Here is a 25,360-nt window from a genome sequence, read left to right as displayed (position 1 = left end):
AGACTCCAACTCCAGCAGATGCCGGATTGAAAATTCCATCCTCAAATGGAGCATCAAAAGCTCCTAATGTATTTACTCCATCAGCTAAAAGTGAAGTTAATTGAACATCTTGCGTTTCAGTAACACAGAAAGATGCAACTACAGGTTCGCCAGCATCAGCTTCTTCGATTTCTCTAACTGTAATAGTTATAGTGGTTTCATCTATGCCAGTCACACAGTCTTCAGACTCGTCTAAACTATAAGTGATTGTGTAAGTTCCAGTACCTTGATCTGCAGGATTAAATATGCCACTTTCAAAAGGAGCGCTAAATGATCCCGTTGTGTTTGCGTCGCTATCTAAAAGAGAAACTAATGTAACATCTTCATCTTCATTTTCACAATAGGTAGCAGTAACTGGACCACCTGCGTTTGCAGGTTCCGCTTGAGTAACTTCGATTTCAAAACCAGCCGTATCAGATCCAACAGTACAAGGTGGAGTATCGCCATCTACTGTATAAGTGATTTCCACAGTTTGCCCCCCAAAGGATGCAGGATCAAAGTTTCCACTAGGAACTTCATTTCCATTTGAATCGAAAGTAAATGTTCCGTTAGGATTAGCATCTGCACTTAAAAAATCAAAAAGGTTTTGTATCCCATCTGTAGAGCAAAACGCTAATTCTTGATCGTCTCCCGCCTCTGCAGGAGTTGCCTCGATTACAGTTACAGTTATTTGAGCAGAATCTGTACAGCTGCCGTTATCAACAGTATAAGTAGTTGTGAAAACTCCTATTGGGTTGCTAGTAAATTGTGCGGTAAGTTCAGCAATTGTGTCATCTGAAAATGTTCCACCTAAATCTCTTCCAACTAATAAAGCATTGAATTGCGCAATAAGATCTGCTGGGTTATTTAGTTCAGTTTCACAAACAGTTTCATTTACATCATCACCAGCATTTGGAATCTCTACAAGATCTACTACAACTCTGGTAGCTTCACATGTGTCCGGGTCTCCGTTTGCAGTAAAATAATCTTCATTATCTACCAATAAAACTTGTGGAGCAAGAAGTTGTGTGAAATTAGCATCAGCAAAGAAACGAGTTCCATAAGGTGATACTAAATCTTCAACTCTAGGATTCGTAGAAGCATCATCTGGGTCTACACAAAAAACTTGAGTGCTTTCCAATGGAGTAACAGCCTGAAATACTACTGTTACTTCAGCTCTATCTATACTCTCACAAGGAGGAAGAGGAGAATTCTCTCTATTCACAATTTGACTAGCATAATAGGTTTCTCCATTTATAAGGGGAGTAGAACTAGGTAATTGTGGATTAGAAGTTGCAGTGCTATACCATCTAAATGCGGTGGTATTAGCACTAGTTGCTTCAGCTTCAAGATCTGCTACCGTTGCACCAGGGCAAAATGTTTGCACAGGTTCTGCAGTTGGAGCTTCAGCCAAAACTGGCTCATATCTTAATGCTAAACGACTAGATCTACAATCTGTATCTGGGTTTTTTTGATCGGCGAAATAACTTCTTCCTTCAACCAAAAGTTCGTTAGGATTAAGGGCATCTCCAGTAAATTCTTCTTCGTAGATTCTTATATCTTCACCAACTACACTTTCTATTAAGTCTTGGACAGTACTGTTGTCGCTAGTACTATATTCACACGGAGCAAAAGTATTTCCGAAATCTGCGGTTGGAGGACCAATATCATCCACGGTAACATCTACAAATTGTCTGGCGGTACAAGTATTAGATCCGTTTCCTGCAAAGTATCTTTGGGTTCTTAATATTTCATTGTCAGGAATTGCAGTATTTGATGTGGCATTTCTATACCATCTAACATTATCTGGATCAACTCCATCGAAGTCATCAATTTCAAGCTCCGACACGGTTGCCAAAGCACAGAAGGATTGTTGATTTCCAGCAGTGGCAGCATTATCATCTGCCGGAACGGGGCACTGCCCATAAGTGGGCGAACTTCCAATTAATAAAATAAGGGCGAAAAGGAGCATAGCATATCCCTTCTTCCCTAATGTAAAATTTTGCATAGGCTAGGTGTTAAGTTTAACATTAAATATTTTAGTTAATAAATGACCATTAAAGGCGACACAAATATTGTAATATTTTTCTACAATACTGTTCTTTTTAGGCATTAATTTAACATCGACAAACAATGATGTTAATGTTTTGTTAATCTGACACTCAGATTAATGTGTGTTAAGGATCATGTTTGACAATAATTTCTTACATTCGATTTTATGAAAAAAACTCTCTTTTTATCTCTTATGTTTTTTACTTCTGTGATTTACTCTCAGTCAGTCTCAGACAAAGCCATTTCTTATTTAGAGGAAGGGAAAATAGACGAAGCGAAGTCCCTTCTGATCGAACAAGTTAATAAAAATAATACAGGCCTTAAGATTCTAGAGCTATTAGGGGATATTGCAAGTTTCGAAAAAAACTGGGATACTGCCATATCTTATTATAAAAAGTTGGTGGTTGCTAATCCGGGAAAGGCAGACTTTAATCTAAAATACGGCGGAGCTTTAGGAATGAAAGCTTTAAGTGTTTCAAGGTTGCAAGCGGTAGTTTATATACCGGATATCAAAAAGTACTTAGCCTTGGCTGCCGAACAAGATCGCTCGCAAATTGAATCTAGGAGAGCCCTTGTAGAATTATATATCAAGTTGCCTGGGTTTTTAGGAGGTAGTGATGAAAAAGCACTGATGTATGCCAATCAACTAAAAAATCTAAGCCCTGTAAATGCATATTTGGCAAAAGGCTTCATCATAAAAGAGAATGAGGACCTTGAAGATGCGATGGTTTATTATAAATATGCTTTCAAAAAATACAAGGCTACCGGTGAGGCCGCAGCTACTAATTCTCTTAACTATGAGTTAGGGAAAGTTGCTGCGGAGCTTGATCTGGAATCGGCTTACGGATTACAATTACTGGATAAGTATACCAAAAACTACAGTTATAAGGACATCTATTCCATGGAGTGGGTATACCTGAGAAAGGCACAGATTATGGCCAATCTAAAAAATAAACGGGAAGCTTTGCAATATGTCAACAAAGCACTAACGCTTAAGGCTGATTTTAAAGAAGCGTTGAATGAAAAGGATCGAATTCAAGATTTATAAATAGATTTTTATCTTCTTTAAGGTAGGCTTTAATACTTATATTTGCTTCAAATTTTATTTCATGGATCTTCATTTTATTGCTATTGGCGGAAGCGCAATGCACAATTTGGCGCTGGCCTTACATCAAAAAGGATATAAAATAACAGGTAGTGATGATGCTATTTTTGAGCCTTCAAAATCCAAACTTAAGAATGCAGGTTTATTGCCCTATGAAACCGGTTGGTTTCCTGAAAAAATTACAAATAATTTAGATGCTGTAATTCTTGGAATGCATGCAAAAAAAGATAACCCGGAACTGCTTCGAGCTAGTGAGTTGGGCATTAAAATATATTCTTATCCGGAGTTTTTATTTGAACAATCAAAACATAAAACACGAGTTGTAATAGGGGGTTCCCACGGAAAAACCACGATAACCTCTATGATTTTGCATGCTTTGCATTATAATGGAAAGGAAATTGACTTTATGGTTGGAGCTCAATTGGAAGGTTTTGAGACTATGGTTCATTTAACCAAAGAAAATGATTTTATTCTTTTAGAGGGCGACGAATATCTATCTTCCCCAATAGATAGAAGACCAAAATTTCATCTTTATAAACCTAATATTGCGCTATTAAGTGGCGTGGCTTGGGATCACATCAACGTATTTCCTACTTACGAGAATTATGTTGAGCAATTTGAGTTTTTTGTAGATTCTATAGTGAGTGGTGGAATTCTAGTTTACAATGAAGAAGATCCAGAGCTTATTAGAATTGCTGAAAATACAACAAATGAAATTCGGAAACATGGGTATCATACTCCGGAATATTCTATAGAGGATGGAGTAACAGTTTTAAATACTCCCGAAGGCGATTTGCCTATAGAACTTTTTGGAGCGCACAACCTTAATAATTTAGCTGGAGCAAAATGGATTTGTCAGCATATGGGTGTAGACGAGGATGATTTTTATGAGGCAATAGCTACTTTTAAAGGCGCCTCTAAAAGATTGGAGAAAATAGTAGATACTAATAGTACATTGGTTTATAAAGATTTTGCCCATAGCCCATCCAAGGTTTCTGCCACAACTTCTGCAGTAAAGGATCAATATCCGAATAAAACAGTAGTGGCATGTTTAGAGTTGCATACCTATAGTAGTCTGACTCCTGAGTTTTTAAAACAGTATAAATCAAGTCTATACAGTGCCGATGAAGCCATAGTTTTTTTCTCTCCTGAAGCCCTTCAAATAAAAAAAATGCCTCCAATTACTGAAACACAAATACATGAAGCTTTTGAAAAATCAGAATTGGCGGTTTACACTAATTCCGAAGAATTTCAACTTCATTTACAAAAGATGGATTACTCAAATAAAGTATTATTGCTTATGAGTAGTGGGAATTATGGCGGATTAGATTTTAATGAAATCAAAAACTGGGTTTCCAATTAATTTATCATTTCTGATTTTATAGAGTTAGGTTCATAAATGCTTGATTTGTTTATATTTATATAAACGAACAGTATGAGTAGCACTAAAATTCCTTTCACAATAAAAGAATGGGCAGTAGACGATAGGCCTCGGGAAAAATTACTTCAGAAAGGAAAACTTTCTTTAACCGATGCAGAATTAATTGCAATTTTAATTGGATCTGGAAATAGGGACGAAAGCGCTGTAGAATTAGCAAAGAAAATCCTTTCTAAAAACTTAAATAACCTTAATTTACTGGGAAAGCAATCAGTTTCTCAACTCACGCAGTTTAAAGGTATTGGAGAAGCAAAAGCCATTTCTATTATTGCTGCAATGGAATTGGGAAGAAGAAGGCGATCTGAAGAAGCCTGGAAAACATAAAGATTACTTCCAGTAACTCTGTTTTTGAAGTGTTACAACCTATTCTCGGGGACTTGCCTCACGAAGAGTTTTGGATCTTGTATTTAAATAATGCAAATAAAATCATCGAAAAATTTCAGATAAGTAAAGGTGGTATTACAGGCACACTAGTGGATGTTCGAATCACATTGCGAAAAGCCTTAGAGTTAGGCGCAGTTTCACTAATTCTTGCTCACAATCACCCTTCTGGAAATTTAAACCCTAGCGAGTCAGATAAACAACTAACCATAAAATTAAAAAACGGCTGCGGAAAGTATGGATATTAAAATTCTAGATCACCTTATTGTTACTGAAAAGTCCTATTTTAGCTTTGCCGACGAAGGATTGATGTAACTCCACTTTACAATGCTTTTAATCTATACACCGAAAGTAACTCCAAGAATAACCTACTCTTTTAAGCATATTTGTACGCGCGTGCTAGGGGTAGATATTAAATTCACTTCGAAAATAGAAGAGTTTGTTGCTTATGAAGGCATGAAATTCTCCTATGGGAAAAAGAGATTGGGAAATGAATTGTTTTTCCAAAACGTAGAACTACTCTTAGAACAAGGTTTTAGCGATGTAGAAATAAAAGTATTGGATTGGGAAGAAACTAAGTGCTTTTTTTCGGTTTCGGAGAACAGTGATCTACCTTTCGATATTTTTGCTGCTTCCTTTTATTTACTTTCCAGATACGAGGAATATCTACCTCACGTAAAAGATGAATTTGGAAGGTTTCCAGCCTTAGAAAGTTTGGCCTTTAAAGAAGCATTCTTAGATTCTCCTGTAGTGGATATTTGGATCCAAAAATTCAAAAAATTATTGGTTTCCAGATTTTCTGAAATATCCTTTAAAAAAAGGAAATACAAAATAACATCGGTAATTTCTGTAAGCCATGTTTTTAATTTCAAAAATAAAGGCTTTTTAAGAAGTGTTACGGGCATTCTTTTAGATCTTGGGAAGTTGAAATTTTCCAGGGTTTCCGATAGATTGAAAGTTCAACTAAGGCTCAAAAAAGATCCCTATAATGTGTTTGATGATCTAATATTATTGGTGAAAAAACATAAGATCAATTTGAATTTTATGTTTCAGCTAAGCAATTTTAATGCTTACGACAGAAATATTAATCATAACCGCCTCAATTACCGGGAGATCATTAAATATGTTGCAGATTATTCCAAAGTGGGATTGCGACTTGGATATTTCGCTATCTCTGATATTGAAGTATTAAAAGTTGAAAAAAAGCGTTTCGAAAATATAATTCACGGACCTTTACAAAATGTGATAAATCCAAAATATAATTTATTATTACCCGAACACTATGGTTTTTTAAATGAACTAGAAATCCCTAATGATTATTCTATGGGTTATCCTGAAACTGTTGGCTTTAGAGCAGGAACGAGTATTCCTTTTTTGTTCTACGACATCAATTTAGAAATAACAACCCCATTAAAAGTGCATCCTTATGTTTTTCATTCTCAGGCAACACGTATTTATGATGCCAAAGAACTACAGGAAGTAGTGCTCAAAATTAGAAAAGATCTTAAAAGTGTGAAGGGAAATATGCTAACAATCTTTAAAAATAGAGATTTTTCAGAATACGCTAATTCACATTATCATTATTCATTACTTAAGCAAATCCATGAAATTTAATAATATAAAGCATGTTTATTTCGATCTAGATCACACTTTATGGGATTTTGATAAAAATTCATCATTAACGTTCGATGTGATTTTTAAGGAAGAAAATATTGAGATTGAAATTCAGGATTTTTTAAACACCTATATTCCTATAAATATCAATTATTGGGCTCGGTACCGAAATAACTTGGTTTCCAAAGAGATGCTGCGTATTGGACGGCTTCGGGATAGTTTTGATGCATTGGGAATTCAGATTTCAGATGAGGCTATAGATAATCTGTCCAACAGATATATTAGTGTTCTACCAGATTTTAATCACTTGCTTCAAGATACAATTGAAATTTTGGAATATTTAAAACCTAAATATAAGCTTCATATTATTACAAATGGTTTTGAGGAAATTCAGCATAATAAAATGCAAAATTCCCAAATCGCAGACTATTTTGACACCATTACAACTTCTGAGGAAGCTGGCGTGAAAAAGCCACATTTAGAAATTTTTGAAAAAGCGCTTCAAAAATCTAATGCAGCTCCGGAAAATTCCATCATGATTGGGGATAGTTATGAAGCTGATATTGAAGGTGCTAAAAATGCAGGATTACATGCGCTTTATTTTGATTATTATGGTAAGCTGGAAACTTTGCAAGTGCCTCAAGTTCAAAAGTTAAAAGACTTGCGAATGTATTTATAGCAATAAAGAATTTATATCTTCGTTTCACTAAAAGAATAGTCCCCTGATGTCTTTTGTAAAACTCCTTAAAACCCCCATTTTACTGCTGCTTTTTAGCGTGGTATTGCATTCGTGTGTAAAAGGGGTAGATCTAGATCAAACAGAAGAAATTGCGTTAACACCAGACCTTCAAGTAAGCTTATTAGTTTTTGATGTAACAAATGTCGATTTCAAGGATCAAGAGTCGGGTGCTTTTACACCAATCATTCGAGATACGGTTCGCTTAGAATTTTTAGATGACAGCTATATTCAGGATGACCTGGTAACTGTAGAGTTCAGCTTTAAATATACCAACTCTTTTCCACAACCTTTTAGGAATAAAATCTCATTTCTTTCTGAAAATGATAGGGTACAGCGCTCTGTGAGCTTTGATATTGCTGAAGGAAACAAAGATAACCCTGCCATTACCGATTGGATAGAATTTATTGAAAACGAGCGAATAGATGTTATCAAGAAATCTATTAAAATGGTGGTGGAGATCGAGGTATTGCCTAATCAGAATCCATTCGATGGGGAATTGAAGTTTGAATCAAAGGGACTTTTTTCATTTGAATTTTAGCAGATGAGATTCTACCTTTCATGCCTTACCATTATACTAGGAATTTTTCTCTGCCAAGGTCAAAATAAACAGTTGTTATATAATGTGAGAGGGTTGCCGCAATCTTTGCTAAACAATCCAGGGGCGAATGTCAATTTCGATGGACATATAGGCGTGCCCTTATTCTCAAAATTCCATATTTCAGCGGGTTCTTCAGGAGTAAATTTATTTGATATTTTTGATGAGTCTAAGCCGGATGTAAATAGAAAGGTTAGCTCGGCAATTAGAAGACTTACTAGAAACGATTATTTTACCCTCCATCAGCAATTAGAAGTTCTTTCTTTTGGGTGGAGATTAAAAAATGGGCAATACCTTTCTGCAGGAGTGTATCAAGAAATGGACATGTTTGCTTATTTTCCTAAAGATCCTGCCTTATTAGTGAACGAAGGAAATAACGCTTATTTAAATGAGCCCTTCGATTTTTCTGATGTTTCTTTTACAGGAGAGATCATGACGGTTTATCATCTAGGTATCAATAAAAAGATTAATAATAAATTGACTATTGGAGCACGCGGTAAGCTGTATTCCGGAATATTTAATGTTGCCAGTACAAATAATTCAGGAAAATTTATAACCCGAGATGATCCTAACACTCCTAACTTTTACAGGCATTTTGCAGAAAATATCGACGTTAGGGTAAATACTTCCGGCTATGCTTCTTTGAATAACACCGGAAGGACAGTACAAGAATCTACCAGAGATTTATTGAAACGATCTTTTTTTGGTGGTAATGTTGGTGTTGGTGCTGATATTGGGGCTACTTATAATTTGGAAGATAACTTTAGGATTACTGCTTCTATACTGGATATTGGGATTATGTATCAGCAGCACGACGTGGAGAATTACTTGTATTATGGAGATTATGAAACAGATGGAATTGAGCCTTTATTTCCAGATGTGGCGCCTACAGATAATACAATCCCATATTGGGATCTTTTTGAAGATGAAGTAGACAGAAATTTAAAAGATGAAACCTTAAACGAAAATTATACAACCTGGAGGCCTGTAAAATTTAATGCCGCTATTGAATTTGGTTTTGAAGAAATGTTTGAGATTTGTGATTATAGGAGAACTTACAAGCGAAGAAATTATAATCTTATTGGAGTTCATCTTTTTGGTGTTAAGAGGCCTCGAACTATGAATTATGCTTTAACTGCTTATTACGATCGGAAATTTTCGAACACCTTTAGAGCGAAAATCTCTTATACCGTCGATGATTTTTCATATTATAATGTGGGTTTATTGGTTTCAAAAAAAATAAAGAAGTTTAATTTTTATCTTGCAGCAGATAATTTAGCAGGATATTTGAATCTTGCAAAATCACAAAGTGCCTCTATTCAATTCGGAATGCAGTTTATATTTAAAAAATAATGAAAAAGATCTATTTAATTTTTGCGTTACTACTTGGTGTTTGTTTTACAAGTATCGGACAGGATTTGAACTCTTATAAATATGTAGTTGTTCCGGAAAAATTCGAATTTTTAAAAGAACCGAATGAATATCAAATGAATGCGCTCACTAAGTTTTTGTTCGAGAAATATGGTTTTACTGTATTTATGGAAAGTGAATTAAAACCGGCAGATCTTTCCTTAGAGCCTTGCAATACTTTATATGCAGATGTAATTGAAAATAGTGGGTTTCTTAAAACGAATCTGCAGATCAGTTTGAAAAACTGCAATAATCAAGTTGTTTTCACTTCAGAAGAAGGAAGTAGTAGAGAAAAGGATTTTAAAATGGCCTATCAGAGTGCACTTAGGGATGCATTTAAATATGTTGCTGCCATCAATTATAAATATGATGAAAAATCTGTATTGCCGAAAAAAGAAATTTCTGAAGCTCCAGTTGAAGTAAAATCAGAGTCGGTAAAGGAAGTAAAGGAGAATAAAGTTGAAGAAGTGATAGTGTCTGCCATTCCCGGAGAAATCCAAAAAAATCCTAAGCCTTCAGGTAAATTGAAAAATAAAAGACTGTTTGTTTCGGATAATCTAGAGGTGTATCTATTAGAATCTGAATATGGTTTTCAGATCTTTCAGAAAGAAATGGAGGAGCCATTTGCGAAACTCATAAAAACAAGCAGTGCTACCCATTTTATTTATTCAACTTTACAGAATACCGGAATGGCATTTTTTGATGCCACTGGAAATTTAATTGTTGAAATTCTCGCAGAAAATGGGAATAATACTTCCATTAAAACTTATAAACTGAAAAATTAGAATAAGCTGAATTGCCATCCCGACGACAGGAGGGATCTCTAAAAAGAATAATTCTGTTCCTTAGAGATTCTTCAAACCGTTTCACTGCTTTCAGAATGACAACCCTTTTTTTATCATCATCGAATGAGATAGGGATCTCTAATAATCGTATTTATTCTTCCAACGTTTCTTCAAAAATTCTCTTTGCACTTGTTCGCGTTGATTATTGCCGGGAGTATAAAACATGGTATTTTTAATCTCCTCCGGGAGAAATTCTGCTTCAGCAAAATTATTTTCATAATTATGCGCATATTTATAATTATCCCCATATCCCAAGTCTTTCATCAATTTAGTTGGAGCATTTCTTATAGGTAAAGGCACCGACAAGTTTCCTGTTTCTTTCACAAGACTTTGTGCTGCATTAATTGCGGCATAGGAAGCGTTGCTTTTTGGAGAAGTTGCAAGATAGATAGCACACTGGCTTAATATGATACGAGATTCCGGAAACCCGATAGTTGTAACCGCCTGAAAAGTATTATTTGCCATGATTAAGGCAGTTGGATTTGCGTTGCCGATATCTTCACTTGCGGCGATAAGCATTCTTCTGGCAATAAATTTTACGTCTTCTCCACCTTCAATCATTCTGCTAGCCAATAAACCGCGCCATTTGGATCGCTCCCTCTAATAGATTTTATAAATGCCGAAACTATATCGTAATGCTGTTCCCCCGTTTTGTCATAAAGCACTGTATTTTGCTGAACTTTTTCAAGAACTAGCTCATTTGTGATTTCGATTGGCTCTTCTACAGAATTTACCAGCAGTTCAAAAATGTTCAATAATTTTCTTGCGTCACCACCGCTTAAGCGCAATAATGCTTCCGTTTCGGTAAGTTTTATATTTTTCTTTTTTATCTCAGGGTCTTCTTTGATCGCTCGTTGTAGCAAGGCAATGAGATCCTCTTTTTCAAAAGGCTTTAAGACATACACCTGACATCTGGAAAGCAAGGCAGAGATCACCTCGAAACTAGGATTTTCTGTAGTGGCTCCAATTAACGTAACCCAGCCTTTTTCAACAGCACCCAGTAACGAGTCTTGTTGGGATTTGCTAAACCTATGGATCTCATCTATAAATAAGATTGGATTTTTGGTGGTAAAAAGGCCTTCCCCTTTTTTAGCTCGGTCTATTACGTCTCGAATATCTTTTACTCCACTATTTATGGCACTTAATGTGTAAAACGGCCTATTGCTCTCTGTTGCTATGATATTAGCTAGAGTGGTTTTACCAACTCCCGGAGGACCCCATAAAATAAGAGAAGGGATCATTCCTTGTTTAAGTTGCTGTGTAAGGGCGCCATTTTTCCCAATTAAATGTTGTTGACTTAAATAATCGCTTAATTTTTTGGGTCTTAGCCGTTCTGCAAGAGGTTCATTCATATTGCAAAGGTAGGAAATCGAAAATGACTGATTCTCATAATTAAGATACTGTTGACAAAATGACACTACTAATTAATGCGCATAACTTTTGCTATTGATTAAGTCGCCAAATCTCATCTTATTGGAGATTATATTATAAATTAGATTTATGTTGAAGCAGCGAGAACCATTTATTTTTTCAACAGGAGTAATAGGATATCCGCTATTATTCGTTCTAATAGTATGGTTGGTATTTTGGTTTGAGATTCGGTTTGGGTTCGATTTTAATTATTTGGGGATTCAGCCAAGAAGTATAAAAGGATTAAGAGGGATTTTCTTATCACCCTTCATTCATTCAGATATTAAACACCTTTTTCATAATACCATTCCGCTGTTTATTTTAACAATGGCACTTTTCTTTTTTTTATAGAACAATTAGTTGGAAAGTATTATTTGTGGGGCTGCTCTTAACCGGATTTTTTACATGGGTGATAGGAAGACCAGCTAACCATATTGGAGCAAGTGGTATTATTTATTTATTGGCTTCATTTCTGTTTTTCAAAGGCATTTTTTCGAAGCATTATAGATTAATAGCACTATCCTTTATTGTAGTTTTCCTTTATGGCGGCTTACTTTGGTTTGTAGTACCTGTAGATCCAAAAATTTCGTGGGAAGGACATTTATCCGGCTTAGCAGTTGGATTGCTTTTAGCACTCATTTTCCGTCAGAAAATAATAACACAGCCAAAATACGAATGGGAAAAAGATGATTATAACGCAGAGAGCGATTTATTCATGAGTCATTTTGATGAAAACGGCAATTTCATAGAGAAGAAAACAGAGGATGAATTAGATATCCAAAATTCAACCTATAATTATATTTTTAAAGAGAATAAGGAAGAATGAGTTTAATGTCCCTTCAATAAATTTTATCAATTAGCAGAGCTTATAAAATAAAAAAAACCACCCGAAAGTGGTTTTCTTATTTTTGAGCTAATTCTAATTACTTGGGAATGCCCAAATATCATCATCTAATAGATGACCTCCTTGAGCTTGAATTGCAGCTTCATAATTTTCTAAATTGGCTTGGCGTTCAGAAAGCGGGTATAAAAACCTTCTTGGGATTACTCCCGAAGGATTTACACCTGGAACAGCATCGGGACTTGGTGTTAAGTCTGGATACCCTGTCCTTCTGTAGTCCACCCAAGATTCGATAGGCGCATTTCCATAAAGTGCAACCCATTTTTCATTAATGATTGCCTCAATTTTATCATCCTCAGATCCAGATAGCGATAATCCATTTACGTAAGAATCTACATTTCCTTGGTCGACTCCTATATAAAGCATATTGGAGGAGACTGCTTCTTTTAAGGCATCCAGTGCATCTGCATCAGACCCTCCTGTTCTTACTATTGCTTCAGCTTCAATAAACTTAACTTCCCAATAAGAGATTAAAGGGGTTGGAGAATCTGCTTGACCCCAAAATAGACCGTCAACACCTGCAAAGTCTACACCGTCTGTCGTATAAAATGGTAGTCTGGGATCATTATTTGCAGTCATTTCATCAAATAGCACCTCAGATATCCCCAATGTACTAGGTCTATCATTATCGAATAAAAACCAGGGATTTGCATTTTGTGCAGGAGTGCTGTAAATAAAATCTGGTTGCTCGGCTGTGCTGGAAAATGCCTGTTGAATTTCGATAAGCGCATTTTGAGCTGCGGACGCACCATTTACAGACGTTAAGTGAAGGTAATATCTAGCTTTTAAAGCATGTGCTACTCCTTCCCAATCTACATTGTCTGCGCTACCTGCTCCAGCAAAAGCTCCAATTCCGGCTGCAACGCCTTCATCTATAGATTCTGTTAGCAGCGTTTGAATTGTCATGTAAATAGATTCCTGAGAATCATAGGTTGGGTTGAGATTACCTTGATCCCCAACAAAAGCTTCGGTATAAGGTATGTCACCCCATGAACTGGTTGCAACTCCTAAGTTAGCTGCCATATATAATTTTGCTAATGCACTAATTTCTCCTTCATTGTTTTGGATAATCACAAAAGCATCTTTCATAGAGCCTGCCCCATATAAGCCAAAATCCCATAGGTCATCAATATCACTTTCTCCAATGTTATATTGATCATAAGCAATCTGTTGGGCATCTAAGCCATCGAAATGTTGCACTAATATACCGGCAATTCTTCCACCTAGGGCTACAGAATTTCTATGGGTTTGAGCAATCATTCCAGGGTAAATAGCACCGGCATTTACCAAATCTGAAGATGGGTTATCTGGGTCTAAATTAGCATCTGTGATTTCACAAGAAAAAGAAATACCTAGTAATAGTATGCAGATTAATATTTTTGAAGTTTTCATATTTCCTAAAAATTAAATTGAACGTTTAATCCGTAACTTTTTGTGTTTGGTTGATTAAAATAGTCTAATCCCATACCGTTACTATCTCCTGTTAGATTAGTTTCAGGGTCTACACCTGGGTAATCGGTTTCTACCCAAAGGTTTCTTCCAAAAGCCGATAGGCTTAAGTCTTTGATAAATGTATTATCTAACCATTTTTCAGGAAGGGAATAGGTTAATGTGACCTCTCTTAAGCGCACCCATGATCCATCATATATTGCGGTTTCTGAAAGTCCTCCAAATCCATATCGTCTCCAAAAGTTATTATTTTCACTTATAGTAGGATCAGAATAAGGAACTACCTGTGAATTAGGTTGCCCTGTAGATTCTACAACTCCTTCAAAAACTGTAGTTTGATCTCTCACTAACGTAGCGTCAGATACACCAAAGTAATCAAGGATTCCACAGGTACCACACCATACATCTCCCCCTTGGCGGATATCGATTAAAAAGGATAAGCCAATATTTTTATATTGAAACTGGTTATTTATACCGGCTAACCAATTTGGTATTGGATCCCCAATAACACCATCTGTTGTAGCTTGTAGCGGATAACCATCATCATCTATTAAAACCTCCCCGGCATCATTTCTAGCGAAACGAGATCCAAAAATTGCTCCATAGGATTCACCTGCAACTGCACGTGAACTGGTACCGGAAAAACCATTAAGTGTAACAGATTCTACACCTTCTACTAATTCTTCTACAACATTTTCATAAGTAGTCCAATTAGTATTTATATTCCATTCAAAATCTTCAGTTCTAATAGGTGTTCCGCTTAATGTAACCTCATATCCTTTGTTAGATACAATTCCAACATTTTCAAACCTATCCACAAATCCAGAAGAAGGAGCTGCGTCTACAAATATAATTTGATCTTCAGTTTCTTTATCGTAGTAAGCGAAATCAAACTTCAATCTACTGTCGAACATAGCTACTTCAATTCCGACTTCAAATTCAGTGGTTTTCTCCGGAGTTAAGGTTGGATTTCCTGCTCTTGACGATCTTTCAAAAGAAGTGGCATCATAAGCCGGGAAAGTAACACTTTGGATAAACCCATCTCCACTTACAGAGGTACCACCAAAATTTGTAATAGTTGCATATACGGGAGCATCATTACCAGCAGTTCCCCAAGCGCCTCGCAATTTTCCGTAATTTATAAATTCACTATCCATAAGTTCGGAAAATACAAAGCTACCTCCAATGGAATAAGACTGGAAAGTATTGTCACCAACGGGTAAAGTAGAAGACCAGTCATTTCTAAAAGAAGGAGTAATAAAGAGTAAGTTATCATAGCTCAGGGTTGCAGTAGCGAAGACCCCAATAAGTTCTCTTCTGGAAGAAAGCTCCTGTGCTTGAGTAGTACTTACATTTGAAAGATTGAAAAACCCTGGAATTGTCATTCCATCACCTAGTACAGTTTGACGGTTGGTCTTATTATAATAACCGTCATATCCTATATTGGTATCAATCCCAAATTTATCATTAACATTATATAGAATATTAAATATCCCACTCCAGTTTACATCTTGATTGGCAATAACATCGTTAATAACCCGACCATTTCCGAAGGATGCATCAATGATATCAAAACCAATTTTTCTAGTATCTGTATATCTATCAATAGAACCTGAGGTTTTAAAGCTCAACCAATCTGTAATATCGTATGTCAAAGCCATCCTTCCTATGGTTCTATTTACATCGTCCAGGTTAATGTTTCGAGCAACAGCAAAATACGGGCTGTTATAAATTCCGTCCCTGTAGCTTCTTTGACCAGGTAATTCTGAACCGGGTATATCATAAAAATAAGTGGCTGGATCGTCTGCTGCGGCCTGGCCTTCTTTTCCATTTCCCATATCGAAAGTAGGAGTGTTTCTAAGTAATCCGAGCATTACTCCAGATATATTGGATCCTCTTTGCACTCTGTTCCCTCCAGAATTGGTGTATTGCCCTGAAGCATCAAGGATTAGATTCTCTGTTAAGTTTGCTCTTAGATCAACTCTAAAGGTTTTTCTCTCAAATTCTTCATTTGGAGAAATTCCTTCTTGATCTAATTTTCCAATGGAAGCCCTATAGTTTACTTTTTCTGAACCACCACTAATCCCTACACTAGTATCAGTAGTGAGTCCAGTTCTAAAGAAGTCGTAATTATCATAAGCCACAGCTGGCATGCCGTTTCCAGTTCCTGCAGGAACTAGTCGCCCATTACGATCGAAAGGATAGTCTGTAGCTCCATCAAACTCTAAGTCAGAGATTAGAGGTCCCCAAGAATCACCTTCAAAGGTTTCTGGGCCTCTATATTGCAAAGCTCCTTCAAAATGACGCCCTTGAGCGTATTCTTTCTGTAAATCTGGAACTTGGCTGTGCTCTGCAAAAGAAACGGTAGAGTTAATGGTTAGTTTAGTTTTACCTTCCTGACCTTTTTTTTGTTGTGATTAATACAACACCGTTGGATGCACGCAACCCATAAAGTGTTTGGGCCGCAATACCTTTAAGAATGGAAACGGAGGCAATATCATTGGAATTAATATCAATAGCTCTATTCGAAAAATCACTTCCTCCTAAACTTGAATTATTATTGGTTTGCGTTGGATCTTCTGAGAATGAAGAGTTATCGATTGGTACTCCGTCTACGACGAACAGCGGAGAATTCGATCTTGTAATCGAAGTATTTCCACGCACTCTAATATTTGCTGAAGCCCCTACAGAACCTGAAGATGTGGTAACCTGTACACCTGATGCTTTTGAGCTTAGGGCGGAAACTAAGTTGGTCTCCCTAGATTTCTGAACGTCATCTGCTTCAACTGTTTCTAAGGCATAACTTAAAGAACGTGGTTTTGCTCTAATTCCTTGAGCAGTAATAACTACCTCCTCTAATGCAGCTGATTCATCGGCTAATGTTACATCAATAGTAGATTGGTTGCTAACTATAACTTCTTGCGTTTCCTTTCCTACAAATGAAAAGACCAATATGTCATCTTGGTTTGCGTTGATCGTATATAGACCATCAAAGTCTGTTTGTGTACCGGTAGTAGAACCCTTGATAAAAACATTCACTCCAGGAAGCGGTAACCCTTCCTCGCTTGTTACAGTACCATTAATTGTTTGATCTTGACCAAATGAAGTAAAGCCAACTAGTAGAAACAATACTATGATAATGCATTGTAATTTTTTTCCCATTTTACATGTATTTAAAGTTTAAAAAAAATTAAATAGCGTTAACGCTAAGCGATTTTGTGATTAAAAAAAGCGCTAACGGTAGGGATTTAAAGAATTAAATAGGGTGTGTTACTTGGGGAGATAAAAGGGGCTTGATTGAAAAAGAACTAATAAATAAATGTACAATAAAATTGAATAATAAACAATAAGCCACTAAAAATGAGTTATTTGTGAAATTTATTTTATCTTCTTAGGAATTTTGAAATAACTTTTTAGTATAAAAATATAAACGACATATAATGGGAACTTAAGAATCGTTACGCGCGTTTCCATTTAGATTTTAGTACATGAAAAGATGTGGTTTTTATTGAATAGAGATCCAGAAATTTCGTGGGAAGGACATTTATCCGGCTTGGCAGTTGGATTGCTTTTAGCACTGATTTTCCGTCAGAAAATAATAAAACAGCCAAAATACGAATGGGAAAAAGAAGATTATAACGCAAAGAACGATTTATTTATGAGCCATTTTGATGAAAACGGCAATTTCATAGAGAAAAAAACAGAAGATGAAATAGATAACCAAGATTCCATCTATAATTATATTTTTAAAGAGAATAAGGAAGACTAGTTTAAGACCGTTGCCTTACAATCTCATATAAAAAAGCACCACAAGCTACCGAAACATTTAAGGAGCCAATACTTCCAAACATTGGTAATTTCGCCTTATCATTCACAATTTTTAATACTGAAGGATTAATTCCTCTGCCTTCACTACCCATTACTAAGGCCGTAGGCTGGTTTAGTGCTGTTTCGTATATAGATTGATCGCTTTTTTCTGTAGCGGCCACTACGTTAATGCCTGAACCCTGAAGGTAATAAATGGCATCTTTAATATGGCTTACTTTACAGATAGGAATATTAAAAACAGCCCCAGCAGAAGTTTTCACCGTATCGGCATTCACGGGTGCGCCACCTTTATCTTGAACAATAATAGCATGAACTCCGCAACATTCGGCTGTTCTAATGATAGCTCCAAAATTTCGAGCATCGGTAATTTGGTCTAAAAGTAAAAATAGTGGAGTAGAAGAGGTGTCTTCTATAACTCTTTGCACCACTTCTTCCATTTCCGGAAATTCTATGGGAGAGATCTTAGCTACAACTCCTTGGTGATTTCCTTGAGTGAGTTTTTGTAGTTTTTCTACAGGTACGTAAGAAATATTAAAGCCTCTTTTACCTATCAATGATAGTAGTTCTTGGAATAGCGGATTATTCAAACCTTTTTGAATATAAATTTTATCGATATTCTTTTCGCTTTGGATTGCTTCCATTACCGTTCTAATCCCAAAAATTGTAGTAGTATCTTCCATAGCCGCAAAGATAGACTTTGTTTAAATAAAATGGCACTTGAGTAAAATAATTAAAACTTGGAAATAACCTCCTTCGAAAGCTTTGTATATCAACTTACAAAATGCAGGATGTCTATTGAGTATCTCGTAATGTTTTTTTCCTAATTGTGAATAATTTTTTTTAGTCTTTTGATAGGATTTGGTTTAATCTCATTTTTTAATGTTTATCTCAAATTACTGAAATCTACGCATTTGTAAGTATCTAAAATTTTTAAATTTATTTTTCTTGGATATTGTCTTAAGATAGATGTGCTAAAACTTATTTATTTTAAATGCGAAAAGCCCGTGAAATTTCACGGGCTTTTTTTAAATAAATTTATTATTTAATAACTGAAATTAATTTGATGGGAACACCCAAATATCATCATCTAACAAATGTCCTCCTTGAGCGTCAATTGCCGCTTGATATTCATCAGGATTTGATAAACGTTCAGAAATTGGATAAAGTAATCTTCTTGGCACTATACCAGATGGATTGTTCCCATTTACACCATTCTCGTTTGGCGTAATATTAGGGAAACCTGTTCTTCTGTAGTCATTCCAAACTTGCATAGGTGATTGACCATACATTGCTTTATATTTCTCTAGAATAATGGTCTCAATATTTGCTTCACCCAAACCTGCTATATAAGTGTCTATTGCCGCAGATGATACCCCTAAATAAGCCATATTTGCTCGTACTGCTGCCTGTAAAGCTTCCGTACCGTCTCCGCCAGTTCTTTCTAAAGCTTCTGCTTCTAAAAACTTAGTTTCTGAATAACTTATTACAGGATTTGGGCTATCTAACTGTGCCCAGAAAAGATTTGGATTACTGGAATCAAAGAAGAAAAAGTTACCTTCTTCTTCAAACATGTATTTATCCATTCTAGGATCATCCATCATCAAATCAGAAAAGAAACCATCAATAATCATAGTGTTTGGTCTTTGAAAACCAAATAAAGCTAAAGGATGCCCACCATTTTGAGTGTTTTCAAATTGAAAATTTAATTGAGCAGAATTGCTAGAAACAGCCATGTCTAATTCATCTAAAGCTAGCTGTGGCGCATTCGAGTTTACACTCGTTTGTTGCATGTAAAATCTTGCTTTTAAAGAATGTGCTGCAGCAATCCATTGGTCATTAGATCCACCTATAAGATCTCCTTGAATACCTGCTGGATCTTCTGCGTTTAAATCTTCGATTGCTCCAGATAACAATGTCTGTAACACACCATAGATTTCTTCTTGATCGTCGTATTTTGGCGAAAGGTTTTCTTTACCCAAGAAAGCTTCAGAATAAGGAACATCTCCCCAAACGTTTGTTGCAATACCTAGGTTAATAGCCATATATATTTTAGCTACACCTCTGGTATTTAAAGCTCCAGAATTAGTCGCTCTCTCAATAATATCGGCAGCGTCTCTCATAGAACCTGTGTACAAACCAAAATCCCAAGGATTATCAGTATCGTTTTCTCCTATTACATACGAAGTATATTGTAACTGCTGAGCATCAAACCCTTGCCATTGCTGCATAATTATACCGGCATATCTACCAAGTACTGCATCTATATTTCTGTGCGTTTGGGTTTGCATAGCTGGCACGATCGCTACCAACTCTACACTTTCCCCACCTGGTCTGGTAGGATCCTGATTGACATCATCATAGTCACAGGAGATCAACATAGCAAAACTGAAAATTGCTGTAAGTAAAATCTTAAATATATTTTTGCTTTTCATTTTCGTTTTTTTTTAAAAATTAAGTTTCACTGTTAAAGCATAACTTTTGGTATTGGGTTGATTAAAATAATCCAATCCAATTCCATTACTTGAACCTGTAAGATTTGTCTCAGGGTCTATACCAGGATAATCAGTTATTAAAAATAAATTTCTTCCAGAAGCTGTTATAGATCCTGAATTGAAAAATGTAACATCTAATAATGACTGTGGTAATTGATAGGAAATAGCAGCTTCTCTTAGTCTTACCCAAGAAGAATCGAAAATATAATCTTCTGATACTCCACCAAATCCATATCTCACCCATCTGTAAGATCCTAAACCATTTGCAGGATCAGCTAAAGCTACCTCTGTAGTGTTTACAGCACCTGTATTCGCATTTACTCCCTCAAATACAAAATCTGTAATTTCTCTTTGTTCTGCAGTTTTTTGTGAAGTACCGAAGTAATCTATGATACCACATGTTCCACACCATACATCACCACCTTGTCTCACATCCAATAACGCAGATACTGAGAAATTTTTATAAGTGAAAGTATTTCTTACTCCCATTGTCCAGTCTGGTGTTGGATCTCCTACTACGCCATCTTCGGGATCTACTAATGGGAATCCATTATCTCCGATAAGAACATCTCCATTTTCATTTCTATCAAATCTAGAACCGAAAATTGCTCCATAAGGCTCACCTGCAATTACTCTAGAAGATGTTGATGTAAATCCACTTAAGAATATAGATTCAACATTATCTGTTAATTCTTCAACAGTGTTTTCATAAGTCGTCCAGTTTACATCAATATTCCAATTAAAGTTTTCTGTCTTAACAGGATTCAGAAATCCTAAAACTTCCCAACCTTTATTAGAGATAACCCCTGCATTTACTATACGAGAAGTAAATCCGGTTACTGCTGGTTGATCTACGGAAATAATTTGATCAGTTGTTTCTTTATCATAATAAGTAACATCTAATCGTAAGCGTGAATTCCAAAATTTAAGTTCTGCACCTACTTCAAATTCTTTAGTAACTTCTGGACGAATTTCGGCATTTCCTAATTGTGCAGACCTTTCGAAGGCTACAGTAGAAAAAATTGGAAATTGATTACCATCTATAAAACCATCTCCTCCAGCAACTGCCGCATTGTAATACGTTGTTGTTGCAAAAATAGGAGCATCATTACCAGTTTTACCGTAAGAACCACGTAATTTACCATAATTAAAGAAGCCAGAATTATCAAAAAACTCTGAAAAAACTACTGCACCACCGGCACTATAGGAAAGGAAGTCATTGTCATTTTCTGGTAAAGTTGAAGACCAGTCATTTCTTACAGCTCCATTTAAAAAGAAAGTGTCATTAAATCCAAATTTAACATCCGCTAAAATTGCATCCAACTGTTTTCTACCTACATTTTCAAAAACTGATTGACTTGCGGTATTTGATACATGGAAAAATCCAGGAATCGTAAGATTATTACCAATTGCCTGACGAGTTAAACTTTTTGTTGTAAATCCATCGTAACCTAATACACTGCTGAAAGTAATATTTTCGGAAATATCTCTATCTACTAGGAATAAAAGTTGTGTATTAATGTCCTCGCTAAAAATAGAAAGATCTGACACTTGCCCTTGAGGGTTACCTGCAGAATTAATATCTACTCCAGCTTTTCTAACATCAGAATATTCATCGTAAGCCAGAGTTCCTCTAACAGTCGCCCAATCTAATGGTTTATAATCAAAAGATAATCGACCTATAAATCGTTTCACGTCATCTGTAGATGGGTTTTTTGCAACGGTCCAATAAGGGTTGTCATACACCCCTGCTCGATAACTTCTTTGGGTTCCATCTGGTAACTCATAAGTGCTAGGAGTATCTGCAGCCTCACGACCAGTTAATCCATTTCCATTATCAAATGATGGTGTAGTTCTTAACAATCCAAGCATAATACCTGATACATTAGAACCCCTTTGAACTCTGCGCCCACCTGAAGTAACATAAGTACCACTAGCGGAAATTTCAAAATCTTCCCTTAGCTGAGAGCTGATATCTGCCCTAAAAGAACGTCTGTTAAACTCTTCAGTTGGGGCAACCCCGGTTTGGTGTAATTTACCACCAGAAAGAAAGTACTTAATTTTTTCTGAACCTCCGCGAACGGAAATATTTTGTTCATTTAATACACCAGTCACAAAAAAAGTCAGAATGGTTGTATGAGTTTGCAGGTGTTCCATTTCCTTCACCTTCTGGTACTAATCTACCAAAACGACTATATGGATAACTTGTGTCGCCATCATATTCTAATGCAGAGATACGAGGACCCCAGCTGAAACCTTCACGAGTTTCAGGACCTCTGTAGGTAGGTTCACCTCCAACTGGTCTACCTTGAGCAAACTCTCTTTGTAAATCTGGTAATTGACTTACTTCACTAAATTGTAAGGAAGAAGAAACTGAAACTGACGGTGCGCCAGTTAAACCTTTTTTGGTTGTGATGATTATTACTCCGTTTGCAGCTCGTAACCCATATAAAGTTTGTGCTGCAGTACCTTTTAAAACATCGATTGAAGCAATATCATTTTGATTTATATCAATCGCTCTGTTAGAATTATCAGTTCCACCGGTTGCATTACCTGTAGCTGAGTTGTCAATAGGAACTCCATCTACTATAAATAAAGGACTATTGGATCTACCAATAGATGTGTTACCTCTAATACGAATATTAGAAGATGCACCAACAGAACCAGATGCACTTACAACACTAACTCCAGCAGCTTTAGAAGCCAAAGAATTAACCAAGTTAGTTTCTCCAGTGTTTTCAATATCTTCTGCACTTACATTTTCTACTGCATAACTTACAGATCTAGGTGTGCTTTTAACTCCAAGGGCTGTAACTACTACTTCATCTAATTGAGCAGCATCAGCTTTCATTACAACATTCATGCTTTTAGAAGTGCCAACTGTTTGTTCAGTTCTTACAAGCCCGATAAATGAAAATACCAGAACATCCCCTTGTTGTGCATTAATGGAATAATTACCATCAAAATCTGATTGGACTCCAGTTGTGGAGCCTTTAATAATAATGTTTACTCCGGGTAGGGGTAAACCACTTTCATCGGTAACCGTACCGGTCACCGGTTGTTCTTGTGCAAATGAAATTTGCACAATTAACGCTAGTAAAAGCGTCAAAAATCGCGTAAAATTTGATTTCATATTCTAGTTTATTTGAATTAGCCGGGCCAAAAGTGCTAAAACAATGTTAATTATGCAAGTAATCTCTATAGATATTTCAGCTTGTTTTCAAAAAAAATGACAAAATCAATGAGAATTAGGGAGACGGGAGTCATCAAAGTTGCTAAATAAGCAAACAATTTTGTTGATGTTTACACAGTCTATAATTTGTAGGGAAGCACTAATTTTGTTAAATTTTTCCCTAATTAATGGTTAAAATATTTATTATAAAAATCATGTTGGTTATTATATTTTAGAGTCCAAATGACTTTTAAAAACTTTAACGAAAAAAGGCTGCCCAACGGGCAGCCTTAATCTTATAAACTAATTGAGATTATTAACTAGTCAACATCCCAAAATAAACTACTGTTTACAGTGTCTCCATCTGAAAGACCAGAAACTGCAGCCGCTCTGTTTTCACCGTTAAGTGTTTGAAGAATTTGTGGATATCTTAATCTTTTTGGAAGATCATCAATATCAATTCTTGGCTCAAAAATATAAGATGAGATTCTAGATTCTTCAGGTAGTCCAGCAACTTGGTTAGCATCTAACTCTATTGTGTCTCCTGGAAGTTTCAACAAACTTGGGAAGCCAGTTCTTCTGTACTCAGCCCATGCTTCATGTGCTTGCATATAAAGAGCAACCCATTTTTGATTCAAAACATTCTCCTCATTAGCAGCAGGAAGAGTTGCAACAAAAGCATCAATATCATCTGAAGCTACGCCCCATTTGTCCATGGAAGCTCTCACACCTTCTTCATATTCTGCTTGGCTAAATCCATTATGCTCAGAGATAATAAATTGAACTTCTGCATACTCCATTAACACTTCACCATAATCTGGCTTAATTACATTACTACTTGGAAATGTATAAGTAGAAAATGGTAATCTTTGAGTTTGTGCAAATGCATAAGGCACACCTTGATAATCTGCAGGATCTTCACTTCTTTCGTAAGAATTTCCTTTTACATCACCAATTGAAACAGTACTAGGAGCTGCATATTCAAAAAGTCTTGGATCTAATCCAAAATTCCCTGTTTCTCCTTTAAGAGCGCGTACAAAAGTATTTGTTACAGCGAAATCTGTTCTAGTTATAAATGCTACCCAAAATGGTGAAGCCGTCGCATCAGCAGCCTCATATGCTTGAACAGCATTATCAGCGTTAGATGTCATAACTCCAGCAGCTAAAGCTTGATCTATGGCTGCGTTGGCAGTTCCAGGATCTACTTCACGAAGTCTGTTTGCTACTCTTAATATAAGTGAGTTTGCAAATTTCTTCCATTTAACTGCATCTCCATTAAAGATATTATCTCCACTAGTAAATACAGGTTCAGAAGTGTTTATCATATCCGAAGCTGCTCTTAATTCAGAAAGAATATCAGCATAAATTTTCTCTTGTGGAGCAAAAGCAGGAGATAAAACATTATCTACGCGTAAAGCTTGAAAATCTGCATCATCAGATCCGTAAGAGTAGTAAGGAACATCTCCAAAAGTATCTGTTAGCTTATGAAACATGTAAGAAAGCATAATTCTAGAAGCAGCTATTTGGTTATCGTTATTACCATTTGCAGCTTGCTGATCTCTCGTAGCTTCATTTGTATTTAGATCTAGTATCTTTTTAAGATCTGTAGCAACTAAAAACGTGTTTTGATAAATACTTTCTGCGGTTGTTTCACGATAATCGTATCGATCTTCATCTGCGTAACTGGTTTGTCCCCAGTATTGTAGCCAAGGTAAAGTTAATCTACCTTCGTTAAAGCCATTGCGCATGAAATCTGTATATTCCTTTGTTGCGCTGTTGAAAATTGTACTTGTAGGTACAACTTCTGGGCTATTTGGATTTTCATTGTACTTTTCAATATCATCACTACATGAAGTGAAAATAGCAGTACCAAGAAGCACAGTTAATGCTATATGTTTGTTTTTCATGATT

At 35.9% G+C, this 25,360-nt stretch carries 19 protein-coding genes and 2 pseudogenes; 11 read left to right on the top strand and 10 right to left on the bottom strand.

Translation table 11 applies throughout. The annotated features are described in order from the left end of the window. Positions 1-2,026: immunoglobulin domain-containing protein (locus ON07_RS08705; protein ID WP_010230164.1), on the bottom strand; the 2,026-nt coding region annotated here is incomplete at its 3' end. Between the two features lie 210 nt (positions 2,027-2,236). Between ON07_RS08705 and ON07_RS08700 the strand changes: the two genes are divergently transcribed. From ON07_RS08700 to ON07_RS15975, 8 genes and pseudogenes are all read left to right on the top strand, one after another. Then, positions 2,237-3,118, top strand: coding sequence for a tetratricopeptide repeat protein (locus ON07_RS08700; RefSeq protein ID WP_029331723.1), 882 nt, complete (start codon positions 2,237-2,239; stop codon positions 3,116-3,118). A gap of 61 nt (positions 3,119-3,179) precedes the next feature. Next, a complete protein-coding gene (locus ON07_RS08695; RefSeq protein WP_010230161.1) occupies positions 3,180-4,538 on the top strand; it encodes a UDP-N-acetylmuramate--L-alanine ligase in 1,359 nt (452 codons plus the stop codon). A 72-nt stretch (positions 4,539-4,610) separates the two neighbouring features. Further along, positions 4,611-5,309: pseudogene (radC, locus tag ON07_RS15010) on the top strand (RadC family protein). A 12-nt stretch (positions 5,310-5,321) separates the two neighbouring features. Next, a complete protein-coding gene (locus tag ON07_RS08685) occupies positions 5,322-6,608 on the top strand; it encodes a polysaccharide deacetylase family protein (protein ID WP_010230159.1) in 1,287 nt (428 codons plus the stop codon). Beyond that, complete coding sequence (locus ON07_RS08680; protein WP_010230157.1) at positions 6,598-7,287, top strand: YjjG family noncanonical pyrimidine nucleotidase; 690 nt, start codon at positions 6,598-6,600, stop codon at positions 7,285-7,287. Before ON07_RS08685 ends, ON07_RS08680 begins: the two co-directional genes overlap by 11 nt. Before the next feature lie 46 nt (positions 7,288-7,333). Continuing rightward, a complete protein-coding gene (locus tag ON07_RS08675; protein ID WP_010230154.1) occupies positions 7,334-7,885 on the top strand; it encodes a hypothetical protein in 552 nt (183 codons plus the stop codon). Positions 7,886-7,888: 3 nt separating this feature from the next. Beyond that, a complete protein-coding gene (locus ON07_RS08670; protein WP_033445063.1) occupies positions 7,889-9,295 on the top strand; it encodes a DUF5723 family protein in 1,407 nt (468 codons plus the stop codon). After that, a complete protein-coding gene (locus ON07_RS15975) occupies positions 9,295-10,137 on the top strand; it encodes a hypothetical protein (RefSeq protein ID WP_010230147.1) in 843 nt (280 codons plus the stop codon). The genes ON07_RS08670 and ON07_RS15975 overlap by 1 nt, the downstream gene beginning before the upstream one ends. 138 nt (positions 10,138-10,275) lie before the next feature. On the opposite strand, the pseudogene ON07_RS15005 reads toward ON07_RS15975, so the two are convergent. Further along, positions 10,276-11,549 (bottom strand): annotated as a pseudogene (locus ON07_RS15005) (replication-associated recombination protein A). 148 nt (positions 11,550-11,697) lie between these two features. On the opposite strand from ON07_RS15005, the gene ON07_RS17775 reads away from it, so the two are divergent. Further along, positions 11,698-11,958 carry a hypothetical protein gene (locus tag ON07_RS17775; protein ID WP_316928121.1) on the top strand — a complete coding sequence of 87 codons (261 nt, stop codon included), beginning with the start codon at positions 11,698-11,700 and terminating at the stop codon, positions 11,956-11,958. Positions 11,959-11,983: 25 nt separating this feature from the next. Then, positions 11,984-12,433 carry a rhomboid family intramembrane serine protease gene (locus ON07_RS17770; RefSeq protein WP_316928120.1) on the top strand — a complete coding sequence of 150 codons (450 nt, stop codon included), beginning with the start codon at positions 11,984-11,986 and terminating at the stop codon, positions 12,431-12,433. Between the two features lie 93 nt (positions 12,434-12,526). On the opposite strand, the gene ON07_RS08650 is transcribed toward ON07_RS17770, so the two are convergent. From ON07_RS08650 to ON07_RS17120, 3 genes are read right to left on the bottom strand one after another with little or no spacing between them, the layout of a single operon-like run. Further along, a complete protein-coding gene (locus ON07_RS08650) occupies positions 12,527-13,900 on the bottom strand; it encodes a SusD/RagB family nutrient-binding outer membrane lipoprotein (protein ID WP_010230144.1) in 1,374 nt (457 codons plus the stop codon). Positions 13,901-13,905: 5 nt separating this feature from the next. Next, positions 13,906-16,332: an outer membrane beta-barrel protein gene (locus ON07_RS14995; protein WP_237708891.1), complete on the bottom strand. Its 2,427-nt coding sequence runs from the start codon at positions 16,330-16,332 to the stop codon at positions 13,906-13,908. A gap of 13 nt (positions 16,333-16,345) precedes the next feature. After that, a complete protein-coding gene (locus tag ON07_RS17120; RefSeq protein ID WP_237708890.1) occupies positions 16,346-17,086 on the bottom strand; it encodes a carboxypeptidase-like regulatory domain-containing protein in 741 nt (246 codons plus the stop codon). Between the two features lie 379 nt (positions 17,087-17,465). Between ON07_RS17120 and ON07_RS14990 the strand changes: the two genes are divergently transcribed. Further along, the gene (locus tag ON07_RS14990) at positions 17,466-17,726 is read left to right on the top strand and encodes a hypothetical protein (protein ID WP_155807199.1); all 261 of its coding nucleotides are present in this window, start codon (positions 17,466-17,468) and stop codon (positions 17,724-17,726) included. A 1-nt stretch (position 17,727) separates the two neighbouring features. Here ON07_RS14990 and rlmB read toward each other — a convergent pair whose 3' ends face one another. The 5 genes from rlmB to ON07_RS08620 form a co-directional block, all read right to left on the bottom strand. After that, positions 17,728-18,465, bottom strand: a complete 738-nt coding sequence (gene rlmB / locus ON07_RS08635) for a 23S rRNA (guanosine(2251)-2'-O)-methyltransferase RlmB (protein WP_010230138.1) — start codon at positions 18,463-18,465, stop codon at positions 17,728-17,730. A 375-nt stretch (positions 18,466-18,840) separates the two neighbouring features. Next, the gene (locus ON07_RS08630) at positions 18,841-20,217 is read right to left on the bottom strand and encodes a SusD/RagB family nutrient-binding outer membrane lipoprotein (protein WP_010230136.1); all 1,377 of its coding nucleotides are present in this window, start codon (positions 20,215-20,217) and stop codon (positions 18,841-18,843) included. Between the two features lie 12 nt (positions 20,218-20,229). Further along, the gene (locus tag ON07_RS14985; protein WP_237708889.1) at positions 20,230-22,434 is read right to left on the bottom strand and encodes an outer membrane beta-barrel protein; all 2,205 of its coding nucleotides are present in this window, start codon (positions 22,432-22,434) and stop codon (positions 20,230-20,232) included. Then, positions 22,373-23,410: a TonB-dependent receptor plug domain-containing protein gene (locus tag ON07_RS17115; protein WP_237708888.1), complete on the bottom strand. Its 1,038-nt coding sequence runs from the start codon at positions 23,408-23,410 to the stop codon at positions 22,373-22,375. Before ON07_RS17115 ends, ON07_RS14985 begins: the two co-directional genes overlap by 62 nt. 359 nt (positions 23,411-23,769) lie before the next feature. Beyond that, positions 23,770-25,356: a SusD/RagB family nutrient-binding outer membrane lipoprotein gene (locus ON07_RS08620; RefSeq protein WP_010230132.1), complete on the bottom strand. Its 1,587-nt coding sequence runs from the start codon at positions 25,354-25,356 to the stop codon at positions 23,770-23,772. Between the last annotated feature and the right edge of the window lie 4 nt (positions 25,357-25,360).

Source organism: Gillisia marina, assembly GCF_000258765.1.
GTDB lineage: Bacteria > Bacteroidota > Bacteroidia > Flavobacteriales > Flavobacteriaceae > Gillisia > Gillisia marina.
Note: the sequence above shows the minus strand (reverse complement) of the source record. Positions and strands in the feature narration are given on the sequence as shown.